Origin of the sequence: Streptomyces sp. NPDC059009 (genome assembly GCF_042740175.1) — a bacterium.
In the GTDB taxonomy this organism is placed as follows: Bacteria; Actinomycetota; Actinomycetes; order Streptomycetales; family Streptomycetaceae; genus Streptomyces.
This window is the reverse complement of the sequence record NZ_JBHYJB010000008.1, coordinates 16,752-38,126: the sequence shown is the minus strand read 5'-3', so window position 1 is coordinate 38,126 and position 21,375 is coordinate 16,752. Positions and strand designations below refer to the sequence as shown.

General features: G+C 72.0%; 8 protein-coding genes. All 8 read right to left on the bottom strand.

Annotation, left to right across the window (positions count from 1 at the left end; translation table 11 throughout):
- Positions 1 to 157: 157 nt before the first annotated feature.
- Positions 158 to 2,020 (bottom strand): hypothetical protein, encoded by a 1,863-nt coding sequence (locus ACFWYM_RS09880; RefSeq protein ID WP_384832810.1) that lies wholly within the window; start codon positions 2,018 to 2,020, stop codon positions 158 to 160.
- Positions 2,013 to 7,244 (bottom strand): hypothetical protein, encoded by a 5,232-nt coding sequence (locus ACFWYM_RS09875; RefSeq protein WP_384832807.1) that lies wholly within the window; start codon positions 7,242 to 7,244, stop codon positions 2,013 to 2,015. Before ACFWYM_RS09875 ends, ACFWYM_RS09880 begins: the two co-directional genes overlap by 8 nt.
- Positions 7,231 to 10,473, bottom strand: a complete 3,243-nt coding sequence (locus ACFWYM_RS09870) for a hypothetical protein (protein ID WP_384832804.1) — start codon at positions 10,471 to 10,473, stop codon at positions 7,231 to 7,233. The genes ACFWYM_RS09875 and ACFWYM_RS09870 overlap by 14 nt, the downstream gene beginning before the upstream one ends.
- Positions 10,470 to 11,642, bottom strand: coding sequence for a kelch repeat-containing protein (locus ACFWYM_RS09865; RefSeq protein ID WP_384832801.1), 1,173 nt, complete (start codon positions 11,640 to 11,642; stop codon positions 10,470 to 10,472). The genes ACFWYM_RS09870 and ACFWYM_RS09865 overlap by 4 nt, the downstream gene beginning before the upstream one ends.
- Positions 11,643 to 11,673: 31 nt before the next feature.
- On the bottom strand, positions 11,674 to 16,293 hold the full coding sequence (locus ACFWYM_RS09860) for a DUF6603 domain-containing protein (RefSeq protein WP_384832798.1): 4,620 nt from the start codon (positions 16,291 to 16,293) through the stop codon (positions 11,674 to 11,676).
- Between the two features lie 17 nt (positions 16,294 to 16,310).
- A complete protein-coding gene (locus tag ACFWYM_RS09855) occupies positions 16,311 to 17,909 on the bottom strand; it encodes a hypothetical protein (RefSeq protein WP_384832795.1) in 1,599 nt (532 codons plus the stop codon).
- Positions 17,909 to 19,372: a hypothetical protein gene (locus tag ACFWYM_RS09850; RefSeq protein WP_384832792.1), complete on the bottom strand. Its 1,464-nt coding sequence runs from the start codon at positions 19,370 to 19,372 to the stop codon at positions 17,909 to 17,911. The genes ACFWYM_RS09855 and ACFWYM_RS09850 overlap by 1 nt, the downstream gene beginning before the upstream one ends.
- A 656-nt stretch (positions 19,373 to 20,028) precedes the next feature.
- Entirely contained in the window at positions 20,029 to 21,084 is a 1,056-nt protein-coding gene (locus tag ACFWYM_RS09845; RefSeq protein WP_384832789.1) for a M4 family metallopeptidase, read from the bottom strand.
- Positions 21,085 to 21,375: the final 291 nt, after the last annotated feature.

The window sequence follows — 21,375 nt, the reverse complement described above, 5'->3', positions numbered from 1 at the left end:
GCCGAAGCCACCGTCTGGCCCCGGGCTTCACGTAGCACCGCGCACGTCGCCCCGGACGGCCTTGGCAGCGGCGGGAGGCGACCCGGCGGTGATGCGCCGGCTGAGCCGAGCGGCGGTCAGCCGACCCGGATGAGCCCAGCCCCATACCGGTCAGCCTCTAGGCGGGACCAGGCGGCGGTGTCGTATCGGCGAGGAAGTCGAAGGCCAGGCCGCTGTGGCCCTCCCCGTGGCCCGCACCGCGCTGGGCGCTGAGCCAGACCGAGACGCGGCCGTCGCGCCAGCGGGTGCGGTTGTAGGACACGGTGATCCTGGTGCCGGCCTCCGGCACCTCCTCCTCGTTGACGAAGTACTGGCGCCGCGCGTCGAACCCTTCGCGCAGCAGCGACGTACGGGGGTGGACCGGCAGGCCGTCGACGACGCCGGGCATGGCGGCGCGCTGCAGCTGGATGTCGCGGTTCTGGCCGGGCGTGTGCACGGGGATGAAGGGGATCCAGTTCTCGGGCACCGAGTTCATCGCCTTGTACGCGACCGGGGCGACCGGAGCCGGGGGCGTGGCCGGGGGGTGGAGGCGCAGTCGGTGGGCGAGCACCTCGGCGGCGACCTCGCTGCCGCGCCGTGACTCGCCGGTGGCGAGGCGTACGGACTGCTCCAGGCCCCACACCATGTTCGCGCTCTCGTCGCGGATGAGGGCCACCTCCTCCAGGACCGGGCCTTCGGCGACCTTCGGCACGCTCGGCGGCAGGAGCAGGCTGGTGTCCGCGGCGACGTCGTCGTCGCCGATGGTGTCGAGCGTGAACATCGACCAGCGCTGCCAGTTCGCGTCGCTGCCCGAACCGGCCGGGGTGATCCACCGCTTCTGCCCGAAGACGTCGGTCACCGCGAGGCCCCGGACCGACGCCAGCGTGCCGGCGGGCAGGTCGCAGGGGAGCTGGTACCAGTCGTTGCTGTAGACGAGGGCGAACTCCAGGAAGATCAGCCGCGCGAGGTCGGTGCTGTCCGGGCGGACCGCGGCGAAGTTCGTGCGCTCGTCCTCCAGGGCCCACCAGCGGGGCAGCGGCATGCCGGAGAAGCGGACGGGGGCGGGGAAGACGGTGCGGTGCAGGGAGGCCGCGGCGGGCCGGGTGCCGCCGAGCGGGTTCTTGGGGTCGATGGAGAAGGCGTGCCAGTCGAGCGTCCCGCCCGGATACTCCTGCGCGGTGAGGACCTTCTCCGTGGCCGTGCCGCCCTCGGGCGGACGGGCCGAGACGGAGAAGCGGTGTTCCAGGCGGCGCGGGTCCCACGTGGAGTTGGTGGTGTGCGCGCCGGGGTCCTCGGCCGGCTGGTCGATCAGCGCGTCGAACCAGTCGACGAGGCGTTTGCCGAGGCGGACCAGCTCGTTCCGGTGCAGTCCGAGCAGACCGCTGATGCCGTCGTACGCCGCTCCGCCGCCCTTGAGGAACCGGTAGAACTCGTACCCGTCCATCCGCCGCCCCGCGAGTGCCTGCATCGTCGACCAGACCTCGGGGTGCGCCACCCGCGGGGTGTCCGCGTCGACGGTCGGGTCGGGCAGGGCGATGGGGTAGCGCGTGATGTATTTCCCGCGCACGTTCAGGCTGATGACGTTGAGGATCAGGTTCTGGGCGAGCAGCTTCATCCAGCGGCGGCCGATGGCCAGGCGCAGGTCGAAGGAGATCCGGTCGGCGCCGAACGCGAACGGCAGGGCGCGGCGCTCGGCGACGGTCTCCAACGGCCGGTCGGCGGGGAGGGGTTCGACGGTGCCGCCGGCGGGGCGGAAGTGGCTCGGCGTGGTGGTGTCGACCGAGTACGTCGCGGTGACCGGGGAACCGGCGTCCGCGCCGCGGAACTCGCCGAGCTGCCACTGCCGGGTGAGCATCCACAGCGGGTCGCGGACCTCCGCGCGCAGCGCCCGGTCGAAGTCGGTGGTCCGCGGCCTGCCCTCGAGCCGGTTCCACAGGCCGACGGTGGGCGCCGCGCGGCTGTCGAGCGCGGCTCGCAGGTTGTCGATACGGGGCTCAGTCATGGGCCTGGGCCTTCCACCGGAGGTTGGAGATCGCGAGATCGGTGCTGATGGTGACCGGCTGCCGGGTCGCCGACATGACGGTGGCGGGCAGCAGTTGGGCGTACGCCGTGTCGTCGAGGTGGTGCGGTTCGACGGACCGGATCTTGGCCAGGTCGAGGGTTTCGTTGACGGCGGCCAGCAGGTCGTCCCACTTCCACGTCCGGCCCTTCACCGGCGGGACGACCAGGAGCAGCGCCTGGGGCGGCTCGGAGTCCGGACGGTCGATGTGCAGCGCGATCCCGGTGGTCTCGCGCTCGGCGGGGATCACCTCGGTCCACTCGTCCAGGAGCAGGCCGCAGCGCCTGCCCGTGCCGAGGAGGGGTTCGCCGGCGTAGTGCGCGGTGAACAGCAGCCGGTCCTCGACGATCCGGGTGCCCGCCTTGAACTCCATGGCCAGCCAGTGGTCGTCGGGCCGGTAGGGCAACTGGACCGGGGCCAGGGCGGGTTCCTGCCAGCCGACGATGTTGCCGAGCAGACCGCCGGGCCCGCGCAGCGCGTCACCGATCGCGACGGCCTTCTCCCACAGGCGGATCTTCTCCCGCACCCGAGCCATCCCGTGCACCCAGTCGTCGACCGGGAAGTCCCGGTCGAAGTCGTCCCCGAGGTGCTTGACGAGCCGGGCGCTGTCGTCGCGGGCCTTCCTCCAGTCCGCCGCCAACGGGTCCGACGGGGTGAACTCCGGGACGACCAGGACGTCTTGGCCGAGCAGCGCCTTGAGGGCGTCGGTCGCGGCCAGGACCTGGTCGGGGCCGGTGACCGCCGCGTCGTAGGCGAGGAGCGCCGTGTCCGCGCCTTTGATCCGTTCGCCGGCGTCCTTCTTCAACGCCTGGGCCCGGGTGAGCAGATCGCGGCCGAGAGCGACGATCCGGTCGCCGAACGGCGTCAGGTCGAGGCCGGTCGGATCGAACGCGGTCAGCGGCAGCAGCGCGCCGACCTCGGCGAGCAGCCCGCTCAGCGTGGTTTCGGTGGTGCGGGCCACGTCCTTGAGGCCCCGCAGCCGGTTGTTGAACGCAGCCCGCCGGTTGGAGAGTGTGGCGCGCAGCTGGGCGGGCCGCGCGGGGCGGGGGCTGGTCGGCTTGGTGGTGAGCAGCCGTTCGGCCTGTTCCAGGAGCGCGAAGCGGTCCGCGTCCGTGGCGGCCTGGGGCAGCGCGTCGTAGCGGGCGAGGAGGGCGTCCGCCTGGGCGAGGGACTCGCTCATCCGCGTCACGGTCCCGGCGACCGCGGTGAGGACGTCGGTGAACACCTCGCGGCGCCAGTCGGCCAGCTCGCCCCAGCCGCTGCGGACCATGCCGAACCCCCCTGCGGCGGTGATGAGTTCGGCGTACCGGGTGAGGAAGGAGTCGACCTTCCGGATCAGCTCGTCGCGGTGCGGGAGCGCGGGGTCGGCCGGGTACAGCGGGGCGAGATCGGCGAGGTAGGCGATCACATCGGTGCGCAGGTCGTCGAGGGCCGCACGGACGGCGGCGGGCCGCTGCCGGGGCAGGGACACGGCCTCGTCGGCGGACCGGTCGACCGTGGTGGTCCCGGCCGTGGCCACCAGGTCGGTCGCCCGCAGCGGGCGGGCCGTCGTCAAGAGTGACCGCAACGCGTCCACCAGGGGGGAGAGTTCGAACAGGGTGATCTTCCCGGGCACCCGCTGGGTGTAGCGGATGGTGAGGTCCGCGTCGGGGCGCGGCCGGTCCCGGTCGATCACGAAGCCGATGATCCGGTCGTCCAGGTCGGTCTTCGCGCTCTCGCCCGCCGGTCGCAGCGCCCACAGCAGGTCGATCGGCTGCAGGTCGAGGTCGGACTGGGTGACGACCCGGCTGTGCGCGTCGCCGTCGACGGGGTCGGTCCAGGTGACCAGGACGGCGACCTCGAGGCGGCTCGGCAGCAGGGCCGGCAGCCAGGCGTCGACCGCGGGCTCGGCCATGGCGCGCGGGCTCCCGCCCGGGCGCAGTCCCGAGGACAGTTGGAGGCCGAAGCGGTGGGTGAGGGTGATGCCGCTGCGCGGGGTCTGCACCACCGTGGGATCCGGCGGGAAGCCCTGCTTGGCGTAGGCGTCGAGGGTTGCCGCGGCGCGCTCGGTGTTGCCGAGCAGGGCTTGGTGGGTGCCCTCGGCCACGGCCAGGTCGGCCAGCGCGTCGTGAAGTGCGAGCAGCCGCTGGACCTCCAGGTTCAGCGCGCGCTTCTCGTCGTCCGTGGCCGTGGGCATGCCGGTCGCGCCGAAGGGGTACGTGGGTGCGGCGGGCGGCCGGGTGGCGCGCCGCACCAGTTCGAGGCCGTCGACGACGTTGCGGGCCTCGACCACCTCGAGCGGCACCCCCGGCCCTGGCTTGACGTCCGACAGCTTGCCCGCCCGCAGCGGGAAGGCGCCGCGCAGCGCGGGCAGGAACTTGTCGAGTTCGACGCCGGGCGGATGGCCCGCCCCTTCGTGCAGGCCGCGCTCGAAGCGGTAGCCCAGCAGGGCACTGAGCGACTGGCCCTGCCGCAGGCCGTCGAGGAGGGAGAGGGCCACCCGCACGCGTTCCGAACTCAGGTTCACGGCAAAGGAGTTGGCGTTGTCCGGGGATCCGTTGGCGAGGTAGCCGGCCCGCAGTACGGCGGCCGTACGGGCGTGGGCGGGCGACGGCGCGTGGACATACCCGCCGTTCTTCGGGTCGTGCGGGATCGACGTGGCCCCGAACACCTGGGCCGCCTTGCCCGTCAGCGGGACCTGGGTGAGGTGCCGGCCGGTGTCCGGCTCGACGTTCTCCAGCCAGCCGTACGCCCCGATGTGGAGGCCGCGGCGCGGCGCCGAACCGCCGCTGGTGTACCGCAGTTCGGAGAGGCGCTCGTTGGCGAGCCCGAGCAGCCAGGCGTCGAGGCGGTACGTCGCCAGGTCGAGGTGCTCGGCGAACACCCGCTCCAGGCGGGCGGTCGGCAGATCGGCGAGGAGGCCGATCGCCTTGGTCTGCTCGTCGAGGAGAGCGGTCGCCGGGTGGGTGCCGAGGACATCGGGGATGTACTGGTGGACGAGCCGGTTCGGGTCCGCGCTTCCGGTGACGGCCTGGTCGGGCGCGTACAGCTGGCGGAAGCGGCTCTCGCTGACCGGTGCGGTGGACTCGCCCGGCCGCTGTGTCCTGATGTGGATGAACAGCGGGTCCGCGAGCGAGGTGGGCGGGCGGCCCGCGGCCACGGCCAGGCGCCGTGCGGTGTCCTCCCAGCCGAGCAGGACCGCGTGCCGGAGCAGCAGATAGAGCAGCGCGGCGGGTGGGCGGCCGTCGGCGAAGCCGTCCTCGAGGCGGATCTTCTCCAGGTCGGTGCGCGCGTAGTCGGCCAGCCAGCGCAGATAGTTGCGGGAGTCGGGCCCCGGGGTGTAGCCGCGTACGGGCTCGGTCTCCGACAGCGGCCGGTCGTCGACGAGGGGGCCGAGCAGCGGGTACTGGTTGCCGACGAAGAGCCGGCGGATCAGATCCGGGTCCGGGTGCTGCGGCTCCTGCACGGTGTGGCCGAGGCGGGCGAGCAGGGCGCGGATCGGCTGCGGCATGTGCAGTAGGTCGCGCAGGGCGTCCAGGACCGTGGGGCCCGCGGCGCCCAGGTTCTCCCGGTTGTAGAGGTCCTCGACGCTCTGCGCGTAGCGCTGGTGGTACTCGGCCGACGTCGGGTGCAGCGCGAGGATGTCGAGGAGGCGCTGGTGCGGATCGGTGCTGCCGTTGTCGAGGTGGGCGACCTTGCCGGTCGCGGTGGTCCAGTCGGAGAGGGCCTCCTTGAGGACGCGGTACAGGATCCGGCGGGGCGCCGCGGTGTCCGGCCAGGCCATGCGGCTGAACGCGGTCGTCGGGAGGATTCCGTACGGCTGTCTGCCGATCTTGACGGCGGGCAGGGGGCCGCGGCCCGACACATGGCGCAGGAAGAAGTCCCGGGTGTCGGTCACCGCCGCGGGCGGCAGGATCGGATGGAGCGTCGTCTGCAGGAAATTGCCCCACGTGGCGGGCCACAGTGCGGTGTTGGCGGCGCGGGCGTCGCGCTGGTCGGTTCCGTCGGCGTTCGGCATCCCGGTCAGCACGGCCGCATCGAGGCCGAGCAGCTCGGCGAACCGCCGGCCGTCCGTGACGGTGGTCCAGTCGCCCGGAGCCGCCGACGCGCGGAGTCCCGCAGCCGTACGCAGTCCCGCCTCGGCCTCCGCGCGGGCGCCCTGACCGGCCGGTTTCTGCGCGGAGTTGTTGGTGGCGGTGCCCTGGGGCAGCAGGCTGTAGCCCGCCGGGCTCTGCAGTTGCCGGGTGATGAGCGCGGCGAGGTCGGCGCCGGACTGGTCGGCGGTCCTCTGTTCGCGCAGCCCGAGCACGACGAGGCGGTGCAGCCCGCCGCGGGTGCGGTCGTCGAGCGGGATCCTGAGGCCCATGCCCCGGCGGACCGCCTCGTCGAAGTCGGTCAGCCACAGCAGGTCGGTGGGTACGTGCAGGGCGCCGGTGGCCTCGTCGATCTTGAGCTGGTCGCTCGCGCCCGGGTCCGGGCTGACCTTCAGGTCTCCGTCGATCGGTGCGCCGGTCGCCGTCATGACCTGCTGCCCGTCGCGGTAGCCGAACACGACGAAGCGGTCGGGCAGCAGCCGGGCGGTGGCCGGCTTCGTCCAGGAGTCGGAGGCGAGCGCCGGTTCGGGCAGCACGAGGAAGGCCACGACGACACCGTCGTGCGGGGTGGCGGGCGCCGCGTCCACGCCGGACGGGGGGCGGCTGCGGATGGCCTTGGCGCGGGTGGTGCCGACCGCGGTGAGCAGCGCGGCGTCGGCGGCCCGCAGCTTGACGCGGTCGCCGTGGGCCCGCCACACCGCCGTCCAGTACGTGACCGTCGGCTGCCGGTCGGCTGCGGGCGGCGCCGCAGGGCCGACGATCACCAGGACCGTGGTGTCCGCGGGCACGTTCGTCGGCTTCTCCGCCGCGTTGGCGGGCGGGTATGTGCTCGCCAGCCATGTCGCCCGGCCGCTCGCGACCCGCCCGGTGAACTCCTGCCAGGCGGCCTGCTCGGCGACGGCGTTGCCGACCGCCCGCCACAGCGCCGTCCAGTAGGCCCTGAGCGCGCCGAACTCGGCCTCGCTGGGCAGCGGTTCGGACTTGTCGATCGCCCACTCGTCGGGGAACACCCGCACGAGCAGCTCGGTCGCGGTGAAGCGCGTCTCGATCCGGACGGGCCCGAGCAGCACCGGGAAGTCGTCACTGAGCGGCATCGATCAACATCTCCTGTGCGTGTACGGCGATCAGTACCGGCGCCTGGAAGAGCATGTAGGCGATGTCCGCGGAGCTCAGCTGTGCGTTCCACAGTGGCAGGGCGATGTCCTCGCGGCGCTGCTCCTGTTTCTCCGGGTCGTCCTCGGAGCCGTCGAACGGCACGAGCGGCACGGTGACGGCCGGGTCGAGCTCGATGAAGCGGCGGTTGCCGGGATCGACGTTCTTCCAGGACAGGTCGTTCCACACCTCGACGGGGGTGTCCTCCTGGCCCTCGTCGACCCCGAACCGCGGGTCGCCCGGGCGCTCCTTGAGCACGAAGAACCACCCCGGGTCGTCGGGGACGTGCCCGCGCGCCGCTTTCGAGGTCAGGTCGAAGCCGAGCAGGGTGATGTCCGGGTCGACCTTCGCCTCGTAAATGGGCAGCTTGACGAGGTCCGCGGGCGGGTGCTCCAGGTCGGGGAAGTCGGCGAGCACGCGCTCCGACTCGGGGTGCGGGACGCCGTGTTCGTCGCGTGCCCAGTCGGCCTTGTGCGCGTAGACGGCGGCCGTCGGGTACTTCTTGAGGAGCTCGCCGCGGATCACCAGGACGAGCTCGTTCTCCTGTGTCTGTCCGACGTCCCGGTTGTCGTGGGCGCCGAGCTGCGTGTCCGGCGTCCAGGTGTCGATCCGGGTGATGTCGTACAGCCGCTCCCTGCGCGCCTCGGGCGGCTCGCCGGGCAGCGGGGGCGCGGGCCGCGGGTCCCAGAACTGCCGGAAGGACGTGCACCGTTGGTCGGTGGGGAACTCGCGCCACAGCAGCTCACGGGCCATCTCGTGGTTGAGGCCCACCATGAACGCCTCGATGAACTCCTGGTCGGTCTCCAGGAGCGTGATCGAGTTGGGCGGGACCAGGCTGAGATGGGGGACGAAGGTGTCCACGGACAGGTCGATCAGGGACTGGAACATCGGCAGGTCGATCACGGGATACGCCATCACCGGGATGAACCGGTCGGCGAAGGGTTCGAGCCGCTCGCTGCGCAGCCGCACCGAGGCGAGCAGGCTCTTGGGCACGGTGTCGTCGGCCCGCAGCCCGTCGAGCATGTGCCCGGTGGCGGCCGCGAAGTCCAGGCGCGGGCGGGGCGGAGTCCTGCCGCCGACGGCCGCGTCGCCCCAGCCGCGGTAGATGTCCCGCAGTCCGTCCTTGAACAGCTGTGCCTCCCGGCTGTCGTCGCCGCCGGTGGGCGGCACGATGTGCTCGTCGGGGACGCTGATGACGAAGGCGGAGCTGGTCTTCAGGCGGTTGACGGGATCGTCGTCCGCCGCACCGGGCGGTCGCGGGTGGAGGATGTCGTCGAGCTGTTCGGGGGTGACGACCGCGGCCGGTGTCTTCTTGGGGGCCGCGGCGGTGACGGCCCCGGTCGCCCGGTCCATCTTCGGTACGAGGTCGTCGGGTTGCGCGGTCGTGAACAGGGTCTGCATGATCGGCGACCCTGGCCGCATGATGCGGCGCATCTCCGGGGACACCGGGGCCGCGGACACCTGGCTCGCGGCCACCTGGAATCCGACGGCCAGGTTCTCGCCGAGCTCCTGGAGACCGGCGGCGAGAGCGGCCGCCCCGGTCGGCGGCGTCACCCGGGAGCCCGCGGGCGCGGTCAGCCGCAGCGCCCGGCCCGACGGCGCGGGCGGCACGGCCGAGCCGGCGGACGCGACCGGTGGGGACAGATGCTTGTGCTGCAGCACATGCCCGACCTCGCGCGCCAACTGCGCTGCCCGGATGCGGTCGTTGGCCTCCAGCACGTCGCCCACCTGGGCCCAGGCCGCGGCCATGAACTCCTCCTGGCGGGCCTGCACCACCTGGGTGCCGAAGTTCGCGGCGATGCGGAACCTCGGGTCCAGATTGAGGCGGTGCACCCAGTTCTTGTTCAGCGGGGCGGGCAACGGGGTGTGGTCGCGGTCGCGGAGCAGCCGGGAGGTCCGGGCGTGCCACTTGCCGTACAGCGGGGGAGTGATGACCGGGTCCACCTCGTCGGCCAAAAACCGCAGTTCCGGCGCCCCGGCCGCGGCGGTCAGGTGCATGTGGGCCGCCGCGGGGGTGTGCTCCAGGTAGTCGTCGGCGAGGTTGACGAGTGCGGCGAGTGCCTCCTGGAAGGGGTGCGGATACGGGGGCGGTGGCGGGGGAGGCGGTGGCGGCGCGGGGAAGCGGCCGTCCCAGTTGTCCCACAGGTCCTGCTTGCGGTCCGGGATGCGCAGCGCCCCGCCGAGCCGCAGCACACCGCCGAGACCTGCGGGCGTGGTGATCGGGGGCAGGCCGGGTCCGGCCTTCTGCTGTACGTCGACGTCCCGCCGGGCCACCCGGTCGTCGGGCTTGCGCGGCTTGAGCAGCCGGACCAGGTACTCGAAGTCGCCCGCGGCCCCCGTCGCGAAGAACCAGCGGTGGTAGTACGGCAGTTGGCCGATGCCCTCGCGGCCCTGGTAGTCGGGTCCCCAGCTGGAGTACAGCGGGCCCTGCGCGGCGGGCACGACGGGCGGGAAGCCGAGCCCGGCGAGCCGTCCGGTCTCGAAGGCGGGTACGAGGAAGGCGTGGTAGGGCCGGTTGGGCTGGAGGTGGCGGGGGCAGATGAGGCGGGCACAGGCGTGATCGGGGTTGCTGCGCAGCACCTGGCGCAGCTGCGCGAGGACGGCGGGCATGCTGTTCTCGTCCGACAGGACCCGGTCGTCGAGTTCACCGTTGACGTGCACGTGCGCCCAGGCGCCGAGCTGGTCGGCTCGGGGCAGGGATGCGGCCGGGTTGGTGACGGTGAGGTAGGGCAGGGGCCGGCCGGGCAGCGAGCCCTCGACGAACTCGCCGGGGTCGCCCGACTCGGTGGGGCCTTCGAGGACGATGAGCGCGAGCCAGGGCAGCAGGCGGCCGTGGTCGTCGGGGACGGCCGGGCTGTAGCGCCACAGGAAGTCCTCTTCGTAGAACTCGATGTGCGCAAGGTAGTTGGGCTCGACGTTGGTGATCCACGGGCGCGGTTCGGTGCGGGAGATGGCCCGCGGGTCCACCCCGATGACGTCGCCGGGCCCGTACAGCTGGATGGGCTGCTGCACGGGCCGGTCGATGCGTCGGGTGCCCTGGAGCGGGTCTCCGGACAGGATGAGTTTGACCGGGAAGTCGGCGCGGGTGGCGGGTGTGACGGGGGCTTTGGTGATTTTGGTGGCGATGCCCGCGCGCAGCCACGGCAGGAAGGAGTAGGCGTTGGAGCTCACGTGGCGCCCCCGATGCCGAAGACCTCCGTGGTCGCGGTGAGTTGGGCGGTGTCCGGGTCTGCGGCGGCGATGCCGGAGGCGGCGGTGCCGCCCGTGACGAGCACCTTGCCCTCGGCGAGTGCGGCTGCCGCGAACGCCCAGCGGCCGGTGGGGAGGCCCGCGGCGGCGCTCCAGGTGTCGGCGGCGTTGTCGTAGATCAGGGCGCTCCGATAGCCGACGCCGTTGCGCTCGTCGGCGGTGCCGCCGGTCACGAGGAACGTGCCTGTACCCAGCGGGATCACGCGGTGGAAGCCGCGGCCGCCCGAGGTGGCGGTCCGGGCGGTCCACTTGTCCGTGGCCAGGTCGTAGCGTTCGACGGTGAGACGGGTGAACGGGTCGAAGGTGCCGTCGCCCGGTGTGCCGGGGGTGGCGCCGCCGACGACCAGCGCCGTGGTGTCCGAGGCGAGCACCAGCTGGTGCCTGCTGCGGGGCTGCAGCAGGTTCCCGGCCGGGGTCCAGGTGCCGGCGGTGGGGTTGTAGAGCTCGCAGAAGGCCAGGGAGGCGGCGTCGGCGCCGGAGATGGGCGCGGTGCCCCCGGCGACGAGCACCTGGCCGCCCTTGAACAGGACGGCGCTGTGCCCGGTGCGGGCGTCGGTCATCGGCTGTTCGGTGGCCGTCCAGGTGTCGGCGTCCGGATCGTAGAGCTCGGCCGTGGCCAGGGCTTTGGCCGAGTCGCCGGAACGGGTCGTGAGCCCGCCCGTCACCAGCACCTTGTGGTTGGCGAGGAGGACGGCGTGGTGGCCCCGGCGCGCCTCGCGCAGACTGGCGACCGTCTTCCAGCTGCCGTCGGCGGGGTCGTACAGCTCGACGGACGTCAGGGAGGGGGAGAGCGGCGAGGACCCGCTGGTGCCGCCGACGACGAGGACCTTTCCGCTGTCGAGCAGCGTCACGGTGTGCAGCCGACGCGGGGCCTGGAGGGTGCGTCCGGCCGTCCACGTCTTGGTCGTCGGGTTGTAGAGGGCAGTCGTGTTGACCGCGACTCCTTTGGCGTCCGCGCCCCCGACGAGCAGCACACCCTTGTCGTTCTTGAGCAGCACGGGCCCGTCGCACTGGCCGTGCCAACTGGCTGCCGCGGGCAGGTCACCGGTCTTCGTCCAGGCTCCGGTGGCCGCCAGCGTGGGACTGGTCATGAGGTCGAACCCTTCGTGGTGGTGACCGGAGTCAGGGCGTGTAGATCTCGGTGGTGGCGGTCAGGACGTCGCTGCCCTCGGGGGCCGTGACCCCGGTCCGTACGAGCCCGCCGACGGCGAGGACGCGTCCGTCGGCCAGCTCCAGGGCGGTGAAGTCGCGGCGGCCCGTGGCCAGTCCGCCCGTGGCGGTCCAGGCGCGGGTGGCCGGGTCGTAGAGCGTCGCGGCGCGGTAGCCCGCGGCGAAGGAGGGGCCGCCCGCACCGCCGGTCACCAGGACCTTGCCGGTGCGCAGGAGCACCGCCTGGTGCCCGCTGCGGCCGCCGCCCGGCAGTGGCGCCGCCGCGGTCCAGGTGTTCGTCGACGGCGTGTACCGCTCCACGGAGCCGAGGCTGCCCAGGGAGAACCGCCCCGCGACCGGCAGCCCTGGTGCGTCGCCGCCGGTGACGAGGACGGAGCCGTCGGCCAGGAGCGTCGCCCGGTGGCCCTTGCGGGCGGTGCCCAGGCTCGCGGCCGGGGCCCAGGTGCCCGCGACGGGGTCGTACAGCTCGCAGTACGCGAGCGCGGCCGCCTCGCCGCCGGTCGCCAACTCGCCCCCGATGACCAGGACATGGCGGGCTTCGTCCCGCAGCGCCACGGCCTGGTGCCCGGAACGGGCGTCGCCCATCGGCTGCTTGGCCGCCTCCCACCTGCTGGTCCTCGGGTCGAAGAGCTCGGCCGAGGCCAGCGAGCCCTCGCCCTGCCCCGTGCGTACGCCGGTGCCCCCGGCGACCAGGACCTTCCCGGTGCCCAGGAGGGTCGCCGAGTGCGCGGCCCTGGCCGTCGTCATCGGCGGCAGCGCCGTCCAGGTGTCGGCGACCGGGTCGTACACCTCGGCCGACGCGAGGACCGCACCGTCCACGCCCCGCCCGCCCGCCACCAGGACCCGGCCGTCCGCGAGCACCGTGACGGTGTGCCGACGGCGCGCTGTGACCAGGGACTTCGCGGCCTTCCAGGTCTTGCGCACCGGATCGAACAGCGCGGCCGTGGGCACGGCCGTTCCGGTACGGTCCCGGCCTGCCGCAACCAGGACGGTGCCGCCGGTCAGGCGTACCGCGTCGGTCTCCGTCCTCTCACCGGGTGCCGGCGTCTCGGGCGACCAGGTGCCCGGTGCGGTCAGGGGTGCGGCGACCTCCGACTCCGGGATGACGTGCAGGGTGCCGGCCAGGGACGGATCGGCAGCGACCCAGCCGGCCAGTGCGTCGGCGGCCGCCGTCTCACTGCGGAAACTCGTCGCGCCCTGGGCGACGTCCGCGGTCGGCGGGAACGCCTGGAGGTTGTTGCGGACGTAGGCCACCACGAACCGCTGGTCGGTGACCTTGACCGTGTCGTCGGGCGCGAACGGCTGACGGCGCTCCGCTTCCGTGCGGGACAGCGGCGAGCGGCTGGTGCTGGAGCCGTCCAGAAGGCGGTTGAACAGGGCGGGGCTGACGTTCTGGAACCGCTTCGGCCGGGTCGGCGGCGGGGACGACTCCTGGACGGCGGCCAGGGTGCCGGGGGCGGCCTGCGGAGTGCGGCTGTCGATGATGTGCAGCTCGTAGCGGGCGCTGCGGCGCACGGCGCGGACCGAGGCGAGGGCCTCCTTCTCGGCGCTCAGTTCCAGCCCGGCGTCCTGGTTCTCGTACGCCGACTTGGAGAGCTTCGCGGCGTCGTCCATGTCCTGGAACTGGCCCATCGCGAACTTGTCGTCGGTGACCGACAGTTGGACGAGTCCGCCGGTGGGATCCGGGCTGACGGTGAAGCGTTTGCCGTCGCTGGGCCGCTGGGCGCCCACCCGGTCGACGCGCACGCCGAGCGGGAGTGACCGCTGACGTACGAACAGCGTGCCGAGCGGGTGCAGCACGAGCCGGTCGGTGTCGTCGAGGGGGCGCAGGGTCACCAGGGGACGGGTGCCGCCGCTGGGCAGCCGGGTCTCCCAGCCCTCCGTCTTGAGGATCTCGCCCGCCAGCAGGGCGAGCACCTCCACGGGCGGCAGCGTGGTGGTCTGTTCCTCGCCCCATGTGATGTCGAAGTCGGCCGAGATCTCGAAGAAGAGCAGGGAGATGGAGCCGCGCCCGTGGGCGCGCCATGGGGACACGCCCTCCAGTGCGAAGCGCAGGTCGATGCCGAACAGGCCGACGCCGAACGCCTTGAGCGAGACGCTGGCCGAGATGCTGATGACGAACGCGAACGGCGAGAAGCGGAAGAGCGCGTCGAAGCTGAGCTGCCCCTCGATCCCGAAGTCGTCGAAGCCGAGGCGGAGTTCGGCGTGCGCACCGAACTGGACGGTGTTGCTGGTGACGGCGAAGTAGCCGGAGACCCGGATCAGCCGCCCCGGCATGTTGATGATGTCGACCGACAGGCGCTTGGGCACCGGGAAGGGCAGCGCGGGCGGCTTGAACGCGGGATGGAACCCGCCGACGGTGAGCACCAGATCGGGGTTGTCGCCCCAGGCGACGAGCAGTCCCATGCCGCCGTCGATCGTCATCGTCAGGATGCGGGAGTCGAAGAGCTGGGCGTAGAACCACAGGCGTGACGTGTCGAACTCGATGGCGCCGATGAACTGCACCTGGAGCACGAGGAGGGCCAAGTCCTCCGTGGGCAGTACGCACTTGAGGACGCCGAGGACAGCGAGGTTGCCCGGGATCTCGATGATCACGCCGAGCGAGACGCTGACCAGCGTCGGGGTGCCCCAGCCGATCTTCGCCATCGGCCCGATGAGGAACGTGCCCTGCTCCGGCGGGAAGTAGGCCCGCAGGTCGCTGATGATGCGCGGTGCGTTGGCGACGACGTCGTGCGGGAACATCACCGATTCGATGCGGCCGGTGCGCACGCCCTCCGTGAGGGCCTGCAGATTCATGGCGCGGTTGAGCCCGATGAGTCCGCCGACGGCGAGGAGCGTGAACCCGTAGCCGAGCTGGATGCCCCCGCCGCCGAACTCGGCGGTGATCACGACGAGGAGGGAGAAGCCCTTGGAGCCGTCCGGCATGCGGGTGCTGATGAGTCCGATCGCCTTCAGGGCGAGGAAGTTCGCGAACTCCAGCTCCAGGGCGCCCGCGTACTCGCCCCGGTCCGTGTCGGCGTACAGATATCCGCCCCCGGAGATCACTCCGGCGTCGATCGCGAGTCCCACACCGTTCGGGGGCTTGAAGGCGAAGTCCAGGTTGAGCGGCCCGACGTTCCCGCCGCCGTCGGGAGCGGAGATGTCCACCAGGACGCCCATCCGGTCGACGCTCGCAGTGACGGGGCCGAGGGACGCGGAGAACCCCGCGGACAGTTCGACGGGTACGCTGCCGCCGCCGATCCGGGCCGCGAGATAGATCTGCTGGATCTCGACCGGCCCGAGCTCCACATGGACGGGGACCTGCACCTCCAGGCCGCCGCTCCCGCTCAGTTGCAGGCCGTGCTGCGAGTCCACCGCGAAGGCCAGATCGAAGGCGGCCTCCAGCTTGCCCCCGCCGAGCAGGCTCGACACGAACCCGTCACCCTGGGAGGCGTCGATCAGCAGCCGCAGCCCGGTAACCTCCCCGCCGAAGACCACCGCGCCCGTGGCGTGCCCGGCCGCCGGGTCCCAGCCGAGCCGCAGCCCCAGCTTCGCCGCGAACCGCGCCGCCTCGAGACGGCTGCCGCCCGGCTGGCCGAGCAGCAGATAGGGGGCGCCGCCGGGGCCGGTCGCGGTGACCACCATGGCCAGTTCACCCTCGATCCGCTCGCCCGGCGGCGGGGTGAGCGTGAAGTGGTCGTTGGCCTGGTGCAGGATCTCCGTGCCGAGCGGAAGCGGGAGTTGGAGCTGGAACGTGGCCTTCCAGTCCCCGCCGTCGTACTCGGTGAGGGTGAACGGGGCGAGGGGGTGGACGACCTTGTAGGCGAGGCCGGACGGGGTGACGTCGCCGCGCGGGACGACCTCGACGAACACGACGTCGAGCAGGGGGCTCGACCCGCTGGAGTCCTCGATGACGGGGATGTCCAGGCTGCGCAGGAGCCTGGCCAGCGCCAGCAGCAGGACCACACCGGTGAAGCCCGGGCCGCCCCACCCGTACAGGCCCTTCAACTGCCCGCCGGGATCGGCCACGAACGCGGCGATCTTGTCGACGTGCACCCGGCGGCGGACGAAGGCCGGGTGGACGGCGTCGCCCGCCGGGACCGCGGTGCGCTCGATGCCGCCGGTGAACTCCAGGACCTCCGCGATGCCCGTGCGTGCCTCCGCCGCGGAGACGAGCAGATGGTCCAGGACCCGGGCGGAGAACTCGTCGGCGAACTTGGTGACCTCGTCCGGCGGGATCCCGCTGCCCGCGGGGACGCTCTTGAAGGCGGCGCCGACCGCCCCCACCGCGTCCACGGCCAGCTTCACGGCCGCCGCCAGACGCACGCTCTTGTCCAGGACGGCGGCCTCCGACCCCGAGTCGAGCGCACCGGCCAGCTCGGCGGCCAGCCCGGGGATCGCCCGCAGCTGCTGGTCGGCGCGTCCGCTCGCCTCCACCATGGCCGCGGTGGTGTCCAGGGACGGCGGGAACTTCAGGCCCAGTTCGGCCGCGAACAGGCGGGGCCCGCCCGCGCCGAACCGGCCCTGTACGGGTTGGACCAGCCCGGCCAGGGCGAGGGCGATGCTGCCGAGGGTGCCGGCTTGCTTGGCCATCGGTGATCCCCGTCCCTCTAGCCCTGCCGCTCGGCAGCGGTGGGCGTGGTCGGCTGCTGGTCGAGTACGGCGGCGAGTTCGCCGACGCTGCCGCAGGCGGCGAGCGCGGCGAACACGGCGGGCGGGGTGCCGCCCAGGGCGGCGGCGAGAGCAGCGCTGCCCCGCTCGGCCAGGGCGGTGTGCATCGCCGTGACGGCCTGTCGGCGGGTGACGCCCTCGATCGTGTCGGGCAGCCGGTAGGCGGGAACCCGGGCGCTGCGGGCGAACGCGGCCACCCAGGCCGGGCCCTGCGCGCGATGCCAGGCCACGAGGGTGCGGCGGTCGTGCCGGACCAGATGGACGATCTCCTGGGTGTGCCGGGCGAGATCCTGGAGTGCCGGGGCGGTCAGCCACCGCTGGAGCTCGGGCGCGCCGACGGGCACCTCGGCCGTGCCGTCGGCGAAGCCTCCGGCCAGACCGCGGACGTCGCTGCTGGCCGGGAAGTAGATGCCCAGCGCGTTGATGACGTCGCCGACTTTGGAGGCGAACCCGAACAAGGTCGGCGGCAACGGGGTGTTGGGGGGCGGGGGAGTCGCCGGCTTCTCCCGGGCGTGCAGCAGGCCGACGACCCTGCGCGAGGTCATCTCCACGATGACCGACCCGGAGTCGCGGTTGTCGGCGAACAGTTTCGCGGCGGCACCGGTCGGGTCCGAACCGGGCGGGACGTTCACATGTCCCCGAATCTTGAGCTGCCCGTTGAATTCCCACTCGGTGTGACCGTCCGGGAGGATGATTTTGAAGGAGGCGTCGGGATCGACGATCCTGCCCTCCACCCGGCCGGTGGCGACGCCGACCTTGACGACCTCCATGTTGGCGAGGGGCGTCATGGAACCGGTGACGCCCCCTGAAGTCCCGTCGGCGTTCAGCCCCTTGATCAGCAGGGTGTACTTGGCCCCGGTGGCACAGCATCCGGCGGTCGGGACGATCTGGGCGATGGCGGCATCGACCTGGTGGGTGAACGCCGTCAGGTCGACGACGGCCACGTTGTTGCCGGCGCTGGTCGGCTTCCAGGGCAGGGGCCCGCCCGAGTAGTGCGCGTCGACGGGCTCCGGCTGATACACCGGAGCGCCTTTCGCGCCGCCGCCGAACGCCTGGACCACATGCGTGTTGGTCAGGATGAACGGCTTGCGGTCGCTGCTGCGCCCGACGACGATGCCCAGGGTTCCCGCGGACAGGACGGGGTTCGGGTTGTTCGGGTTGTCCGGATCCCTGCCGAGGAAGCCGTTGCAGATCTTGGTGCCGCCGATGAGCGGCCGGTCGACGGCGGCGGCCCGTGGTTCGGCGACGGTCTGGACGCCGGTGCAGGTGACACCCGTGAGCACCTCGCACACGTCCGTCCGCACGCCGTCGACCACGTCGGGCACGAGCCGTTCGGGCGTGAGCCGGCCGGCCGGCACCTTCTCGGCCACGTACACCTTGAAGACGTACTCGTCGGTGACGTCGTCGCCGACCTCGCGGATCCCGATGGAGACGTGCACGGTGTCGGGGAGCGCCATCAGCCGCTCGCGGGCCCCGGCGTCCAGGATCCGCCGCAACCGGTCGTCGGCGGCGCGCAGTTCCTCCAGGTCGTACGCCATCAGGCACCTCCGGCCGTGTCGAGCAGCTCGCCCGTGGTGCGGGCGCCGGTGAACGCGGTGCGCAGCTGTTCGTGCCACTGGGCGAGATCGGCGCACAGGTCCTCGCTCCCGTACTGCGCGAGGACCGCGACCATGCGGCTGTACGCGGCCGCACGCGTCACCCCACCGATGTCGGCGGGGAGTTGATAGTCGCCGTGGCGGGCGCCGCGGGCGAGGGCGGCGTACCAGGCGGGTCCCTGGGCCCGGTGCCAGGCGACGGTCACGCGGCGCTCGTGGTTGACGAGATGGACCACCTCGGCGCGGTGGGCCTCGAGCAGGTCGGCGAGCCTGCGTCCGCCGCTCGTCCGGCGGAACCGCACCGCCAACTCCTGTACCAGGTCGTCCGGTTCGTCGGCGGCGAGCACCGAGCGCTCGCCGCCCTTGATGGTGATGCCGAGGGCGCTGACCACGTCGGTGATGTGGTTGGCCAGGGCGGCGGTGTCGTTGGCGGAGGACGCGAAGAACAGTCCGACGACGCGGCGGGAGCTGTCGACGATCACCGATCCCGAATCGCCGTGGGTGGCGAAGGGCGGGGTCTCGCCCGCCTGCAGCTCGATCTGCATCTGGCCGGTGAAGGTGTACGTCACTCCGTCGCGCGGGATCGAGACGGGCGGGTAGTTGGCGGTGACCACCTTCCCGGCCCTGCGGTCGGTGGCCCGTCCGACCTTGAACACCTCCTGCCCGGCGACGACCGGGCCGGGCGCGGTCCCCGCGATGGCGTCGCCGCCGCCGACGTTCAGATCGCGGACGGTGTTGCGGAAGCCGACACCGCAGTTGCAGCAGCTCGAATAGCAGGTGTTGACCCGGGCGATGGCACCGTCGACCTTCTCGGTCACCTTGACGTCCACGATCGTGGCGACGGCGTTCTTCGAGCTCTTGGGCCGCTTGGGATAGTCGTCCTCGATCCGGTCCTCTTCGGGCTCGGGCAGCGGCTGGAAGAGGCTGTCCCCGACGCGCCCGCCGTTGGCGGTGGCGACGTGCCAGTTGGTGAGCAGCACCGGCTTGCCGTCACTGACGCGAGTGGCGAAGCAGCCGAGCGTCCCCCGGCTCATGCTCACCTTGAGTCGGGCCGGGTCGAGGGCCTTGATGCCGTTGGTGAGCTGGATGCCGCCCACCAGCGGACGGTGACCGGAATCGTCCTCGGTGAAGCGGAACTCGGCGGGCACCTCGGTGACATCGGTCGGTACTCCGTCGACCGTCGGCGGCACGGTCTGGCCGGACGGGAGTTCATCGGCGGGTTTCTTGTCGCGCACATAGGTCTTGAAACACAGGGTGTCGGTCGCCCGTCCGCCGGTTTCCTTCAGGCCGACGGCCGCGTGGAAGACACCGGAAACGGCAAGGAGCCGTTCCCGAACTCCCGAATCCAGAAGATCTTCGAGGCGCCGGTTCTCGGCGGCGAGCGCGTTGAGGGATTCCGGCATCATCCATCGAATTCAGAATCGGACGCCAAGCCGTGAGGAAAGGCGTACGTCGAGTCATCGGAGAAAGCGGAAACGGGGCGAACGGTCACGGACATAAAGCCCCCGAGTCTGCAGGACCTCGGATCAAGTAGGGCCTGGCCAGGGCGTTTCCCGCGGAGATCTCCGTGGGCGGAGAGCCGGAGCGCACTTCTTGGCCCACCAGGACTTCCATGGGAGTTTCTGTTCGGCATGCGGCCGCCCCATATCTGATCGACGGCTTGCGCACGACGATGCCACTGGATTAACCACTCGCATCCGGGAATGCAGAAGACGGCGAGGGGCCGTCATGGCGCTCCCGGGAGACCTCTGGTGAACCAGATTGAATCTGGTCAATGGCTGGTGTCAACTGCCGTTTCTGGCCATCGAGTTGAGGGTGGTGCTCGCTATCGGATTCCGGAGAGAAACGGTCCGGCGGGGAGAGTGAGAGCATCACCGCCCCGTGCCGGCCCCCTCCGGACAAGGAAGCCGCCACTCGTTCGGGTTAATCTCCCGGATAACTTCACGGCATAGCCGAGCCTCTGGTTCAATGCCTCGGCGGCATCCGGACGCGTGTCCGTGGGCCTGCTCGGGCATCGCCGCACGCTGGCCAGGATCCGCCAGCGACGGGAGACCCGTCGGGGCTATGTGACGTTCACTCCCGCCCACGCCGCGCCCACCGCTCGGTACTCCGCGCTCCCGGATCCGTACAGATCGGCAGCCGCAGCCAGCGTGGCGCTGCGCGCCGCCCGGTAGTTGGTGGTCGACGTCATGTACGCCGTGAGCGCTCGGTACCAGATGCGGGCCGCGGTCGTGCGGCCGATGCCGGTCACCGGGCGGCCGTCGTAGGTCGGGCTGTCGTAGGAGACGCCGTCGATGACCTTCGGGCCGCTGCCCTCCGACAGGAGATAGAAGAAGTGGTTGGCGGGGCCCGCGGCGTAGACGGGGTGGAGCTCGCCGATGCCCGCGTACCAGTAGTCCTTTGAGGCGCCGTCCCTGGACGGGCGGTCCATGTAGCGCAGCGCCGTCCCGTCGCCGGGGCCTGCCTTCTCGCCGATCAAGTAGTCGCCCGGGTCGGCCGTGTTGGCCGCGTGGAACTCCACCGCTGCCGCGAAGAGGTCGCTCGTCGCCTCGTTGAGGCCCCCGGGCTCGCCGCTGTAGGACAGGTCGGCCGTCGTCGCGGTGACCCCATGGGCCATCTCGTGCGCGCCGACGTCGATGCGGGGGAGGGAGCCGAGCGGGGATTGCGTGCCGTCTCCGTAGGTCATGCAGGAACTGGTCATGTCGTAGAAGGCGTTGAGGTAGTTCACGCCGTAGTGGACGCGGCTGCACCCGCCCCTGCCGTCGCCGAGGACGCCCTTGCGGCCGTGGGCCGAGAGGAAGTAGTCCCAGAAGACCGCGTGAATGTAGTGCGCGGCCACGGCGTCCGACTGGCGGCCGCCCTCGCACCAGTTGTTGTCGTCGTCGGTCACCAACGTGCCCGGGCCGGTGGTGCTGTTGTTCATGTCGTACGTCTTGTGGTTGCCGCGTTGCGGATCGTTGAGCTCGTAGCGGCCGGTGGCGGTGTTGTAGGTGGTGTCGAGCGGCACCCGGCCCACGTTCGTGCCGCAGCCGACGCCGACTGCTGCACCGGGGGCCGGTCGGGCGGCGTTCGCGGGACCGGCCTGCAGGGCCATGGCGGTGAGGACGGCGGTTGCCATGGACAGGCAGCCCCATGCGGTGCGGTGACGAGCGGAACGGATCGGCGCCATGTCGCTTCCCTGGGGGCTGTTGGGCAGGAGGCAGAAGCTTGTCAGGAGCCCGACAATCGTACGGTTGGCAGTGTTGCCGGCGTACACGCACGACAAGCCATGCTGCTGCCCCGTATCCGATCCGCCCGTTCGTCGGCGGCCAGGCGGCCAGGCGGTCGTGCAGCCGCTCGATGCCGTTGAACAAGGCAGGAGTGTGGGGGGCGGTGCCCGCCCGGGGACGGGGCCCCAAAACCCATGCCC